This is a genomic window from Burkholderia puraquae (genome assembly GCF_002099195.1).
Classification (GTDB): Bacteria; Pseudomonadota; Gammaproteobacteria; order Burkholderiales; family Burkholderiaceae; genus Burkholderia; species Burkholderia puraquae.
In genome coordinates this window covers 1-11865 of the sequence record NZ_NBYX01000033.1, presented here as the reverse complement: position 1 = coordinate 11865, position 11865 = coordinate 1, and the positions used below count along the sequence as shown (strand labels likewise).

Sequence of the window (11865 nt, the reverse complement as noted above, 5' to 3'; positions counted from 1 at the left end):
GCGCGTGTGGCGCTTCGCCTCGCGCGCGCGCACTTCGCATCGGCGGCCGGGCGGGCGCGGCGCGCTGCTACCTTGCGCTCCATACGCCATTTCCTCAACGACATGCGCCGCTCGCGCGGCGACACGGAGCGCACACCATGGACGAATCCCGGCCGACCTATCTGCGATGCAACCAAGCGGCGCTGAACGAACTGATCGACGCCGCGAGCCTCGCGCTCGGCGGCGCGCTCGACGGCCCGGCCGCCGATCCCTACGACATGGGCCTACTGATCGACGCGCTGCGCGTGCTCGCGCCGCAACTGCCCGCCGCCGACATGTTCGACGGCATGCTGCACGTCGCGCTCGGCAACTTCGACGACGCGGTGCGCGTGTTCGCGGAGATCGCGAACGGCACGACGAACACGATCTACGGCAAGGCGCTGCTCGCGTTCGCGCTGCAACTGAAGCGCGATCCGGAATGGCGGATCGCCGCCGACGAGGTGCTCGCGGCCGGCAGCCCCGCGCAGGCGGTCGCGCTCGTGCGCGCGCTCGAGCGGCAGCACGACGTGATCCTCGCGAAGGAACACGCGGATCGCACGGGTGTCTGGGAGCTTCCTGAATCGGCCGCGGCGGCCAACGGCGACACGCCCGATGCTCAGGCCGCGAACCCGGCCGGCGGCTTCGATGCGCAGGCCGCGTTCGCGCATCAGCAATATCTGCGTCTTTGACGAGGAGGCCCGCATGAATGCCCCGCTTTCCCCGGTCGACCTGACCCGCGCGCTCGACGTCGCGTTCTCCGACGCGGCGGCGGCGCCAGCCGGCGCGACCGCCGCGCCGACGCCCGACGTCCCGGCCGACGTCGCCAGCCGTTTCCAGGCGCTGATGTCGAACGCCACGCCGACGCCGCCCGTCGCGCATTCGCGCGAAGCAAGCGCCGTGTCGAAGCTCGTCGAGACGTCGGACGCCGCGATCAAGCAGGTGCTCGACAACTCTGCCTACCTGAGCCAGCACGCGGACGAACTGTCGATGAACCAGATGTTCGCGGCGTCGATCCAGGCGTCGGCCGAGGCGACCGCGATGCAGATCGACCTGCAGGCGAAGATGGGCGTCGTCACGTCGACGAAAGACGCGATCGGCTCCCTGATGAAGAACCAGTGACCATGGAACGACTCCTCTCCCCGATCGCCGCCGGCGGCGGCCGCCGCGCGGCCCGGCTTGCCGCGCTGCTCGCGTGCGTGGCGCTCGTCGCCGGCTGCCAGCAGGAGCTGTACGGCGGCCTCGCCGAGCGCGACTGCAACGAGATGATGGCCGCGCTGCTCCAGAACGGTGTCGACGCGCAGAAGAAGACGCCCGACGGCGGCAAGACGTGGACGCTCGCCGTCGACGACAAGCAGATCGTCAAGGCGATGGAAGTGCTGCGCGCGCGCGGGCTGCCCGCAACGCGCTACGACGATCTCGGCGCGCTGTTCAAGAAGGACGGCCTCGTGTCGACGCCGACCGAGGAGCGCGTGCGATTCATCTATGGCGTGTCGCAGGAGCTGTCGGACACGCTGTCGAAAATTGACGGGGTCGTCGTCGCGCGCGTGCACATCGTGCTGCCGAACAACGATCCGCTCGCACAGGTCGCGAAGCCGTCGTCGGCGTCGGTGTTCATCAAGTATCGGCCGAACGCGAATCTCGCGACGCTGACGCCGCAGATCAAGAACCTCGTCGTCCATAGCGTCGAAGGGCTGACGTACGACGAAGTGAGCGTCACGTCGGTCGCCGCCGATCCGGTCGATCTCGTGTCGGCCGCGCAGCCGAGCGCGCAGAAGTCCGGCGGTGCGACGCTCGTCGGCCTCCTGATCGCCCTCCTCGTGTGCGTCGCGCTCGCGGCCGCGGGCGGCGTGCTGTGGTGGCGCGCGCGCAAGCACGGCGGCGCGGACGGGGGCGGGCTGGCTGCACGGCTGCGCGGCGGCAACGACGCGCAGGCCGCGGCCGCGCCTCAACAGGCCGGCGCGCGATGAGCGGCGGTACGCCGATCGCAAGCGTCACGGCACGGGCCGCGTGGCTCGCCGGCTACGACGCGAACGCGCGACGCGCGGCCGACTGGGTTCACGCGAGCTGGCATGGCGCGCTCGCACCGCTCGTCGCGACGACGCGCGCGCATGCGCCCGCGCTGCGCGCCGCGTGCTCGCTGCTGCTGTTGCGCACGCTTGGGGCGACGTCGCCGTCGCTCGACGGTTTCGATGCGCGTGCTGACCGGCTCGCCGCGCTGCCGGTCGCCGACACGCTGCGGCTGCTGCGCGTGCGTGCGCTGCTGTGCCGGCGCACCGAGCTGCGCCACTGGATCGACCGTGCGAGCCGCGAGCGGCTCGCCGGCTGGGTCGGCGCCGACGGCTGCAAAGCGCTCGCGGCGTTGCCCGACGCGCCGCTCGCGCGCGATCTCGATCGCCGCGAACCGGTCGTGCCGCTCGCGCAACTGTCCGGCGACGACATCGCGTGGGAAGGCTGGTGCCTGTTCGAACGCGAACGTGCCTGGGCGCCGGCGGGGCCGATGCGCATCGTGCGCCACGCGTTGCCGCGCGACACCGCGCGCCCGCCGTGGATCGAACGCGCGGCGGCGGACGCGGGCGGCGCGACGCTGCTCGCGCGCCTGCCGTCGCTGTTTCCGGAGTGGTCATGGCTTTTTGGCTGAAAAACCGGCAGATTCCGCTCGCCGAGGATCTCTGCTTCGATGTGCCGCACGGCGTGCTGCGACGCGACGCGTTCGAGACGGTTCAGGCGCTCGACGCCGCGCTCGACGCGCTCGCGGCCGAACGCGACGCCGTGCTGCACGCGGCCCGCGACGAAGCCGAACGGATCGGCGCCGACGCGCGTGCGCAGGCCGGCGCGCTCGTCGAAGCCGCGCGGCGCGAGCACGACGGCGCATATGCGCGCGGCTACGACACGGGCCGCGCGCAGGCGATCGCCGACTGGCACGCGAAGGCGGCCGACTCGTTCGAGCAGGAGCGGCGCGTGCGCGACAAAATGCGCGAACGGCTCGCGGATCTCGTCGCCGCGGCCGTCCAGCAGATGGTGCGCGCGGAGGACGCGCGGGGTCTGTTCGCGCGCGCGGCGGAAACGGTCGAGCGTGTCGTCTCCGGCGCAAGCTATCTGACGGTGCGCGTGTGCGACGCCGATTACGACATCGCGCGCGAGCAGTTCGGGCTGCTTGCCGATGCATGGCGCCGGCAAGGACGCAACGTGCCGGTCGAGGTCGTCGTCGAGCCGCGCGTCGCGCGCGGCACCTGCGTGTGCGAATCCGACTTCGGCACCGTCGACGCGAGCCTCGACACGCAACTGAACGCGATCCGCGCGGCGCTCGGCCGCGCACTCGACGACGCGAGCCGCCCATGAACGCACTGACCGATTTGTCCCGCGTCGCCGACGCGATGGCCGCGCGGCTTGCGATCGAGCCTGCCGTCGGCATGACGGGCAAGGTGCTCGAGGTGATCGGCACGCTCGTGCGCGTCGTCGGCCTCGAAGCGACGCTCGGCGAGCTGTGCGAGCTGCGCAGCGCGTCGGGCGCGCTGCTCCAGCATGCGGAAGTCGTCGGCTTCACGCGCAACGTCGCACTGCTGTCGCCGTTCGGCACGCTCGGCGAGATCAATCGCGGCACGCGCGTGATCGGCTTGCGGCGGCCGCTGTCGGTGAAGGTCGGCAACGGCATCCTCGGCCGCGTGATTGACAGCTTCGGCGAGCCGATCGACGGGCGCGGCCCGCTCGACTACGACGCGCTGCGCCCCGTGCTCGCACCGCCGCCGAACCCGATGTCGCGGCGGATGGTGGACGCGTCGCTCGCGACCGGCGTGCGGATCGTCGACGGCCTGATCACGCTCGGCGAAGGCCAGCGGATGGGGATCTTCGCGCCAGCCGGCGTCGGCAAGAGCACGCTGCTCGGGATGTTCGCGCGCGGCGCGTCGTGCGACATCAACGTGATCGCGCTGATCGGCGAGCGCGGCCGCGAAGTGCGCGAGTTCGTCGAACTGATCATGGGCGAGGACGGCATGGCGCGCTCGGTGGTCGTGTGCGCGACGTCCGACCGCTCGTCGATCGAGCGCGCGAAGGCCGCGTACGCGGCGACCGCGATCGCCGAGTATTTCCGCGACCAGGGCAAGCGCGTGCTGCTGATGATGGATTCGCTGACGCGCTTCGCGCGCGCCGGGCGCGAGATCGGCCTCGCGGCCGGCGAGCCGCCCGCGCGACGCGGCTTCCCGCCTTCCGTGTTCGCCGAGCTGCCGCGCCTGCTCGAGCGCACCGGGATGGGCGAGCAAGGCTCGATCACCGCGCTCTACACGGTGCTCGCCGAAGACGATTCGGGCAGCGACCCGATCGCCGAGGAAGTGCGCGGGATTCTCGACGGCCACATCATCCTGTCGCGCGAGATCGCCGCGCGCAACCAGTATCCGGCAATCGACGTGCTCGGCAGCCTGTCACGGATCATGCCGCAGATCGCGACGCGCGAGCACGTCGGCGCGGCCGGCCGGCTGCGCCAGTTGCTCGCGAAGCACCGCGAGATCGAAACGCTGCTGCAGCTCGGCGAATACCAGGCGGGCAGCGACGCGGCAGCCGACGAAGCGGTCGCGAAGATCGACCGGATCCGCACGTTCCTCAACCAGCGCACCGACGAGTACGCGCCGCCCGACGCGACACTCACCGCGCTGCACGCGCTCGTTCAATGAGGAACCCGAAACAGCGCGCCTTCGAGATGCTGCTTGCGCGGCGCGAACAGCGCGGCGCGAAGCTGCGTACCGAGCAGGCCGCGCAGCGCGCCGAACGCGACGCGGCAGCGGCCGAGCTCGCGCAGGGCGAAGCGCACGCGCACGCGAAGCTCGATGCGGCGAATCGCTATGCGGCGCGCGTCGACGCGATGGCGGCCGGCCATGCGGCGTTTGCGATCGGCGATTATGCGGCGTGTCGCCGCTATCGCGACGTGCTGCTCGACGAACACACGCTCGCGAGCGCGCAGTGCGCTCGCCTGCATGCGGCGCTGCAGGCCAAGATCGAGCAGCTCGCCGCGACCGCACGCCGGATCGCGCGCAACGACGCGCAGATCGGCGTCGTGCGCGAGCGGATCCGGCGGCTCGCGTGCGCGGCCGAGGCAGCCGCCGAAGACGTACAGGACGAGGAGATCGAGGAAGGCGTGCTCGCACGCCGGCTCGCGGCCGTGCGCGCCTCAACCTGAATCCTGTTCCCGCCAATGACGGCCGGCCCTGCGAATGCATTCTCGACCTCTCAGGAACGTGCCCTGGACATGCGCATGACGACCTACGACATCTTTCCGCTGCAGCACCTGGGCGACGAATTCATCGGCTTCATCGTGCTGCTCGCGCTGTCGAGCGAGCGGCTTCTCGTGATCATGACGATCCTGCCCGCGACCGCCGACAACGTGCTGAAAGGCCCGCTGCGCAGCGGCGCGGCCGCGATCTGGTGCCTCTTCGTCGCATGTGGACAGCAGGTGCTGATCCCGCAGCTCCGCGGCGCGTTCCTCGTGATCGCTTGCGCGAGGGAAGCCGTGATCGGGGTCGTGCTCGGCATCGCGGCCTCCACAGTGTTCTGGGCCGCGGAGGCGATCGGCACCTACGTCGACGATGTCGCCGGCTTCAACAACGTGCAGATGCAGAACCCGAGCTCGGGCACGCAGACGTCGCTGATGGCGACGCTGCTCGGGCAACTGACGATCGCGTCGTTCTGGATGCTGGGCGGCATGACGTTCCTGCTCGGCGCGCTGTACGAATCGTATGCGTGGTGGCCGCTCGGTTCATTCAACCCGGTTCCCGCGCCACTGCTCGAAATGTTCGCGCAGGCGCGGCTCGACATGCTGATGAACATGGTCGCGCGGATCGCGACACCGATGATGGCGATGCTGCTGCTCGTCGATCTGGGCCTCGCGTTCGTCTCGCGCTCGGCGCAGAAGCTCGATCTGATGTCGGTCAGCCAGCCGCTCAAGGGCGTGATCGCAGTGCTGATCGTCGCGGTGCTGGCGGGGAGTTTCGTGAGCGAGATGCGCGGGCAGATTTCGCTGGCGGGGCTCGCGCAGCAGGTGAAGCAACTGGCCGGCAGATAGGCGGGGCAACTGCTTTCGCACGGCGAGCACCATCGAGATAGCGGACGTTCGGGGCGGTTCCACGCGGGCATTCATGCGAAGGATGCGTCGACGTCGTGGAAGAAGCGCGCGCTGCGCGACGCGATCGACTCGCGCCCACCAGATTCCGATCCACGCACTCGACGTTTCGCTTTCGCGCCGCTCGCTTCGCGTATCCAGCCGTCACGCCCGCCGCGACGCGCATCATCCCTCCGTCGATCGGCAGTTGCCGTCATGCGATTCCGACGGCGGAGCGGCCCGTCGATTTCGCCGTCGAGCGCCACGGCGCCCGACGCGCTCTCCTCCTCTTGATAAAAGGTACCGACCATGACAAAAATCACCGGCAGCAGCACCACGTCTCTCGACAATCAAACCACAACCACTTCGTCGAGCAACGATTCGCAATCGACCCGGCGTTCGAGCGATCGACCGACGGGCGGCGCGACGCTGAGCGGACTGAGCAATCTGTCGACGCCGCATACACGCCGCAACGACGTAACGCAACAGGCGGCCAGCCATATGGAGAAACCGGACGCGACGTACTATTCGGCGGCCGTGTTTGGGGTCAGCTCGGTGCTGCAGCACGGCCAGTACGGCATCACGGAAGGCTCGCACAATAGCGTGGTGGGCAATCTCAACGGCCTCGCGCAAGGCACGCAGTCGCATACGGGCGCGCACATGGAGGAAAGCAAGTCGTTCGGCAAAGACGCGGTCGAGCATTTGCAGCGCGGAGAGTATCGCGACGCCGCGATCACCGCGGCCGGTTCGGCGATCAACGCCGTGGCTTCGATGACCGTCGGGCCCGCGCGCGATTTCGAGACGGCCCGGAAAAATCCGGATCCGAAAATCTCCGTGGCCGCGTCGGCGAGCCTGCATCAGGAATTCGCGACGCTGCCTTCTCCGACGCGCACGACGCACGAATGACGCATTCGATGCGTCACGCGGCGCGCCGCCTCGCCGCCCCGTCCCGCGGGGCCGAGGCGCTGGTGTTGAAGTTCGTGGAAAACGGCCGTCCTTTCGACGTCGCAGTCGAGCCGCAACTGACGACGAGCGATTTGCGCCTGATGCTGCGTCTCGCGCTGGCCGGCGCCGGCATCACGTTCGCGCCCGATGACAGCCTGCGCTCGCATTCCGACGAGATAACGCAGAACCGCGCAACAGTGCTATGCAAACCGATGTGCGATCACCGGCACGAAGGCACGACGACGCCACCCATCCCCGCCGAATTCGACTGCGTAGTCGAGTAGCCGACCGCGATAAGTGGCTGGGTCGCGTCGTGGCCCACGACAACCGATTGAACGGGTACCTTTTCGCCGTCGATGCGACCGATGCCGTACCGCCATCCTGAACAATTGAGGAACCACGATTCACATTGCGCGCACGATCTCCGCGCAGTACCCGGTATCGTGCGCCGTACCGCGGGCAATCAGCCCGCCCACGCGGACGACCGGATCACGCTGCAGAAATTTCCGGCGCGAAAATGCGGATCCTTGTCTGCAAGCACGTCAGCCTTCACGTTGCCGAACGTCGTGTCGGGCTTGTGCTTGATCCCGTCGTAGAACGCCTGAATGATGTCTTCCTTGAAGTGCGGCGTACGCGGATGCGCGCGAACGACGGCCTCGCGCTCGACGTCGCTGTATTCCGGGTACGTCAGGCCCAGCACGTCCATCTCGACGCCCGCGGTAACGAGCGCGATCACCGGATGCATGTGCTGCGGGATACCCGGCGTAGTATGCAGTGCGATCGAAGTCCATACGACATCGATATCCTGCTGCGGGATACCCTTGCCCGTCAGGAAATCGCGGGCGGCGTTGGCACCGTCCACCTCGAAACGCTCGCACGCGCTGCTGTGTTTGTGCGTGAGCCCCATGTCATGGAACATGCAACCGCAGTAGAGCAGTTCGGGATCGTATTCGAGCCCGTGCCGCTGGCCCGCGAGCGCCGCGAAATAGAAGACTCGGCTGGAATGATGGAACAGCAGCGAAGACGCGGTATCGCGAACGAGCTCGGTGATCTCGCGCGTCAGTTGGCTATCGGGAATGGTGATGCCTGCAACGTTCTCAGTCATGATCGACCTCCATTGAAAACACCCCTGATTCTCCGGAGTCCGATAGCTGGCTTCAATAGACGTGCTACGTCAAATCCTGCCATTTTTCGCGACGGACGGACACGGTGCCCGCGCGGCAAAACGAACGCCGAAAACAGGGTCTGCCGCCCGCGCCTTGCACGGCTGGCACCTCTATACTGCTATCCGTCACGTTCGACACAACACGCAATCGATCATGCCGAAGGTCGTGGGAATTTTCGCCGTTCCCGGCGTTCAACTGCTCGATGTATCCGCACCGCTCGACGTCTTCGCGCAAGCGAACGCCGAATGCGGGAAGCCGTTCTATACGTTGCGGATCATTGCGAGCGAGTCCGGCCCGATCCGCAGTTCGTCCGGTGCGCAATTGCTGCCCGACTGGATCGTTCCCGACATTCCCGAGCGCATCGACACGTTGCTGGTCGCCGGTGCGCCAAGCGCCGGCCGGATCGCATTGCGCACCGACGTCCTCGCGTGGCTGCGAGCGGCGGCCGTGCAGAGCAAGCGCTACGGCTCGATCTGCACCGGCGCGTTCATCCTCGCGGCCACCGGCCTGCTGAAAGGGCGTCACCTGACCACGCACTGGGCTGCCGCCGATGCGCTTGCCGAAGCCTATCCGTCGCTCGCCGTCGACGCGGACGCGCTGTACGTGCGCGACGGCAAGCTGCGCACCGGCGCCGGCGTCACGGCCGGGCTCGATCTCGCGCTCGCACTGGTCGAGGAAGATCTCGGCCGCGAGATCGCGCGGCGCGTCGCCGCGCAACTGGTCATGTTCTTCAAGCGCCCGGGCGGGCAACTCCAGTTCAGCCGCAAGGGCGAGGCGCGCCCCGCCGGGCGTTCGGTGCTGCAGGAGGTCCAGCGCTGGATCGCGGCGAATCCGGAACTCGAGCATTCGGTAGCGGAGATGGCGAAGCATGCGGGCATGAGCCCGCGCCACTTCGCACGGCTGTTCCGCGCGGAAGTCGGCATGACACCGGCCGCATGGGTCGAGGCGACCCGCATTTCGGCAGCCCGCCACTTGCTCGAGAACGGCCACGACACGCCGAAGCAGGTCGCTGCGAAATGCGGCTTCGCAAATGTCGATACGCTCAGGCGGTCATTCACCCGGCACGTCGGAATCACGCCGGCCGAATACCGGAAACGGCAGGCGGTCCTGGCCGAGTGACACGGCAGTGCGCGCGATACGGCACGGACGACGTCAACCGCCCCGCTCAAATACTTCGGAACACGATCTAACCCATCGTTGCGCGGACGCTGGCCAATCGGCGACTTCGCCCGACCGGTAGCCTCATCCGAACGAAGTCGCTGTCAAGCGCGGGACAGACTCGCAATCATCAGACAAAACGCCCACCTGCGTATATCGTTTACTCAGTTGCAACAATTATTCGCTGGAACGCGTATTTCCGACCGGTAACGTGATCGCTACGATGCAATCAACCGCTGAACGCAACACGCGAAGCGCGAAATCAATGAAACCGGAGGTCATCATGAAGTCGTTCATCTACGCTGTCGTCGCCGCAACCGCCCTGTCCGCCTCGTACGGCGCATTCGCACAATCGAACCCGTCGGGCCAGCTGACGCGTGCCCAGGTGCGCGCGGAACTCGTCCAGCTGGAGCAGGCCGGCTACAAGCCCGAAGTCTCCGATCAGTACTACCCGCGCGCGCTGCAAACCGCACAGGCTCGCGTGACGAACGCCGATGAAACCGGCTACGGCGCGCAAGCCGCGGCCGGCGTGCGCGCCGGCCGCGCGATCGCGGTCAAGCAGGAAGGCCGCGACTCCGTGTATTTCGGCCAGTAAGCCAGGCACGCGCCCGCGTATGCCGATACGCGGGCGGCAAACGGAACACCCCGCTCCCGTTCATCGGGGCGGGGTGTTTGCTTTCCGGTCGTCCGCTCCCGGAACGGATCGCGCGCCTCGATCGATGCGATCTTGCGGATCACATGGCGCACGGCGCCGTTCACGCCGGCCGCCGGTATTTGCGCATAGAATGGCCGCGTGGTCGGCGCCGGCCGAAACGAACGCGAGCGGAACCACGACGCCCGGCTTGCCCGATCGTCGCCGCGCCCGCACGCCGGCTCCGATGCCGCATGCATCGCATTTTTCGAAAAGGAGCGGTTTCATGTCTCAAACATCCGGTTCCATGATCACGTTTCGACGCCCGGACGGCCAGGAACTGCAGGGCTATCTCGCCACGCCGGCCAGGACCGAAGGCGCGCCCGCGGTCGTCGTCATCCAGGAATGGTGGGGGCTGAACGACCAGATCCGCGGCGTCGCGGATCGCCTCGCACGCTGCGGCTACTTCGCGCTCGTGCCCGACCTGTATCGCGGCAAGTCGACGGTCGAGGAAGAGGAAGCGCACCACCTGATGACCGGGCTCGATTTCGGCGACGCGGCCTCGCAGGACATTCCTGGTGCGGTGACATATCTGAAGACGCTTGCCTCGCGTGTCGGCGTGACGGGTTACTGCATGGGCGGCGCACTCACGCTGCTGTCGCTGCAGTTCGCCGATGCGGACGCGGGCGTCACGTGGTACGGCCTGCCGCCGCTCGACTACATCGAGCCGGCGAAACTCAAGGTGCCGCTGATGGGCCACTGGAGCACGCAGGACGCTTTCTTTACGATCGACCAGGTCGATGCGCTCGAGAAGAAGCTGGCCGATGCGAAGGTCGGTTTCGAATTCCATCGCTATCTCGCGCATCATGCGTTCGCGAACGAAACGGCCGTCGGCCCCGGCCGCATTGCCGGCACGCAGTTCGATCCGGTGTGGTCGCAAATCGCATGGGATCGCACGCTGACGTTCTTCGGCCGCACGCTTTGGGACAAGCAGGGGTAACGTAGCGCCGCTTCCAACGCGGGCGGCTGCGTAAAAGGAAACGCCACGGATTCTCGTCCGTGGCGTTTTCGTTTTCGCGTAGCGCAGGCTATGCGAACAGGGGTAATGGCTTGCGCCGGCCCTTTGTCGTGCTTACCCGTTCGTCGCCGCTGCCGACGCGGAAGCCGGCGCGGCCGCCTTGTCGTAGTCGACCGGTGCATCCGACGCGCGCGGCGTTTCGCCCGCGCGCTGGATCCAGCCGCCACCCAGTGCACGGTACAGCGTGACCAGGTTGGTCCAGCGTGCCAGGCGTGCGCTGATCAGCGTCTGCTGCGCCGAGTACAGGTCCGTCTGCGCGGTCAGCACCGACAGGTAGCTGTCCACGCCGTTCTTGTAGCGCAGGTCCGACAGGTCGAAGCGTCGCTGCTGCGCGTGCTCGTTGCGCTCCAGCGCCGCGATCTGCTGGTCGTACGTGCCGCGTGCGGCAAGGCCGTCCGACACTTCGCGGAACGCCGACTGGATCGCCTTCTCGTAGTTGGCGATCTCGATACGCTTCTGCACGTGCGCAAGGTTCAGGTTCGCGATGTTCTGGCCGCCCTCGAAGATCGGCATCGTGATCTGCGGCGCAAACGACCACGCCGCCGTACCGGCCTTGAACAGGCCGCCGAGCGTCGGGCTTCCGGTGCCGAACGCGCCCGTCAGCGAAATCTTCGGGAAGAACGCCGCCCGTGCCGCACCGATGTTCGCATTCGCAGCCAGCAGCGTCTGCTCGGCCTGCATCACGTCGGGGCGACGCGTCAGCAGGTCCGACGGAAGGCCTGCCGGCACATCCGTCAGCAGGTTCTGCGCGTCGAGCGGCATGCCCGCCGGCAGATCGTCCGGC

The 11865-nt window shown here is 67.9% G+C and carries 15 protein-coding genes and 1 pseudogene; 13 read left to right on the top strand and 3 right to left on the bottom strand.

Features of this window, described 5'->3' with window-relative positions; translation table 11 throughout:
• Nucleotides 1-137 precede the first annotated feature (137 nt).
• From B7G54_RS35050 to sctT, 8 genes and pseudogenes are all read left to right on the top strand, one after another.
• The gene (locus tag B7G54_RS35050) at nt 138-707 is read left to right on the top strand and encodes an HrpB1 family type III secretion system apparatus protein (RefSeq protein ID WP_085043268.1); all 570 of its coding nucleotides are present in this window, start codon (nt 138-140) and stop codon (nt 705-707) included.
• Nucleotides 708-720: 13 nt separating this feature from the next.
• Entirely contained in the window at nt 721-1137 is a 417-nt protein-coding gene (locus B7G54_RS35045; protein ID WP_072436863.1) for a type III secretion protein HrpB2, read from the top strand.
• A 2-nt stretch (nt 1138-1139) separates the two neighbouring features.
• The gene (gene sctJ / locus B7G54_RS35040) at nt 1140-1985 is read left to right on the top strand and encodes a type III secretion system inner membrane ring lipoprotein SctJ (protein ID WP_085043267.1); all 846 of its coding nucleotides are present in this window, start codon (nt 1140-1142) and stop codon (nt 1983-1985) included.
• Complete coding sequence (locus B7G54_RS35035; RefSeq protein WP_085043266.1) at nt 1982-2656, top strand: type III secretion protein HrpB4; 675 nt, start codon at nt 1982-1984, stop codon at nt 2654-2656. The genes sctJ and B7G54_RS35035 overlap by 4 nt, the downstream gene beginning before the upstream one ends.
• Nucleotides 2641-3357, top strand: coding sequence for a type III secretion system stator protein SctL (gene sctL / locus B7G54_RS35030; protein WP_085043265.1), 717 nt, complete (start codon nt 2641-2643; stop codon nt 3355-3357). The genes B7G54_RS35035 and sctL overlap by 16 nt, the downstream gene beginning before the upstream one ends.
• On the top strand, nt 3354-4682 hold the full coding sequence (sctN, locus tag B7G54_RS35025) for a type III secretion system ATPase SctN (protein ID WP_085043264.1): 1329 nt from the start codon (nt 3354-3356) through the stop codon (nt 4680-4682). The genes sctL and sctN overlap by 4 nt, the downstream gene beginning before the upstream one ends.
• A complete protein-coding gene (locus tag B7G54_RS35020; protein WP_085043263.1) occupies nt 4679-5185 on the top strand; it encodes a type III secretion protein HrpB7 in 507 nt (168 codons plus the stop codon). The genes sctN and B7G54_RS35020 overlap by 4 nt, the downstream gene beginning before the upstream one ends.
• Nucleotides 5186-5260: 75 nt before the next feature.
• A pseudogene (sctT, locus tag B7G54_RS35015) lies at nt 5261-6058 on the top strand (type III secretion system export apparatus subunit SctT); the annotation flags it as partial.
• 80 nt (nt 6059-6138) lie between these two features.
• Here the strand turns inward: sctT and B7G54_RS35010 are convergent.
• A complete protein-coding gene (locus B7G54_RS35010) occupies nt 6139-6441 on the bottom strand; it encodes a hypothetical protein (protein ID WP_133059256.1) in 303 nt (100 codons plus the stop codon).
• Between the two features lie 163 nt (nt 6442-6604).
• On the opposite strand from B7G54_RS35010, the gene B7G54_RS35005 reads away from it, so the two are divergent.
• Both B7G54_RS35005 and B7G54_RS39435 read left to right on the top strand, forming a co-directional pair.
• Complete coding sequence (locus B7G54_RS35005; RefSeq protein WP_244289474.1) at nt 6605-7009, top strand: hypothetical protein; 405 nt, start codon at nt 6605-6607, stop codon at nt 7007-7009.
• A complete protein-coding gene (locus tag B7G54_RS39435) occupies nt 7006-7332 on the top strand; it encodes a type 2 periplasmic-binding domain-containing protein (protein WP_208864979.1) in 327 nt (108 codons plus the stop codon). Before B7G54_RS35005 ends, B7G54_RS39435 begins: the two co-directional genes overlap by 4 nt.
• 179 nt (nt 7333-7511) lie before the next feature.
• Here B7G54_RS39435 and B7G54_RS34995 read toward each other — a convergent pair whose 3' ends face one another.
• Complete coding sequence (locus B7G54_RS34995; RefSeq protein ID WP_085043260.1) at nt 7512-8153, bottom strand: HD domain-containing protein; 642 nt, start codon at nt 8151-8153, stop codon at nt 7512-7514.
• 214 nt (nt 8154-8367) lie between these two features.
• Between B7G54_RS34995 and B7G54_RS34990 the strand changes: the two genes are divergently transcribed.
• From B7G54_RS34990 to B7G54_RS34980, 3 genes are all read left to right on the top strand, one after another.
• A complete protein-coding gene (locus B7G54_RS34990) occupies nt 8368-9333 on the top strand; it encodes a GlxA family transcriptional regulator (protein WP_085043259.1) in 966 nt (321 codons plus the stop codon).
• A 322-nt stretch (nt 9334-9655) separates the two neighbouring features.
• Nucleotides 9656-9967 carry a DUF4148 domain-containing protein gene (locus tag B7G54_RS34985; protein WP_043185856.1) on the top strand — a complete coding sequence of 104 codons (312 nt, stop codon included), beginning with the start codon at nt 9656-9658 and terminating at the stop codon, nt 9965-9967.
• Nucleotides 9968-10289: 322 nt separating this feature from the next.
• Nucleotides 10290-11003 (top strand): dienelactone hydrolase family protein, encoded by a 714-nt coding sequence (locus B7G54_RS34980; RefSeq protein WP_085043312.1) that lies wholly within the window; start codon nt 10290-10292, stop codon nt 11001-11003.
• Between the two features lie 132 nt (nt 11004-11135).
• Here B7G54_RS34980 and B7G54_RS34975 read toward each other — a convergent pair.
• A partial coding sequence (locus B7G54_RS34975; protein WP_133059255.1) for an efflux transporter outer membrane subunit occupies nt 11136-11865 on the bottom strand: 730 nt, incomplete at its 5' end.

Coding starts and splice junctions, on each gene's coding strand:
- B7G54_RS35050 (WP_085043268.1), top strand. CDS start 138: ATGGACGAATCCCGGCCGACCTATCTGCGATGCAACCAAGCGGCGCTG.
- B7G54_RS35045 (WP_072436863.1), top strand. CDS start 721: ATGAATGCCCCGCTTTCCCCGGTCGACCTGACCCGCGCGCTCGACGTC.
- sctJ (WP_085043267.1), top strand. CDS start 1,140: ATGGAACGACTCCTCTCCCCGATCGCCGCCGGCGGCGGCCGCCGCGCG.
- B7G54_RS35035 (WP_085043266.1), top strand. CDS start 1,982: ATGAGCGGCGGTACGCCGATCGCAAGCGTCACGGCACGGGCCGCGTGG.
- sctL (WP_085043265.1), top strand. CDS start 2,641: ATGGCTTTTTGGCTGAAAAACCGGCAGATTCCGCTCGCCGAGGATCTC.
- sctN (WP_085043264.1), top strand. CDS start 3,354: ATGAACGCACTGACCGATTTGTCCCGCGTCGCCGACGCGATGGCCGCG.
- B7G54_RS35020 (WP_085043263.1), top strand. CDS start 4,679: ATGAGGAACCCGAAACAGCGCGCCTTCGAGATGCTGCTTGCGCGGCGC.
- B7G54_RS35005 (WP_244289474.1), top strand. CDS start 6,605: ATGGAGAAACCGGACGCGACGTACTATTCGGCGGCCGTGTTTGGGGTC.
- B7G54_RS39435 (WP_208864979.1), top strand. CDS start 7,006: ATGACGCATTCGATGCGTCACGCGGCGCGCCGCCTCGCCGCCCCGTCC.
- B7G54_RS34995 (WP_085043260.1), bottom strand. CDS start 8,153: ATGACTGAGAACGTTGCAGGCATCACCATTCCCGATAGCCAACTGACG.
- B7G54_RS34990 (WP_085043259.1), top strand. CDS start 8,368: ATGCCGAAGGTCGTGGGAATTTTCGCCGTTCCCGGCGTTCAACTGCTC.
- B7G54_RS34985 (WP_043185856.1), top strand. CDS start 9,656: ATGAAGTCGTTCATCTACGCTGTCGTCGCCGCAACCGCCCTGTCCGCC.
- B7G54_RS34980 (WP_085043312.1), top strand. CDS start 10,290: ATGTCTCAAACATCCGGTTCCATGATCACGTTTCGACGCCCGGACGGC.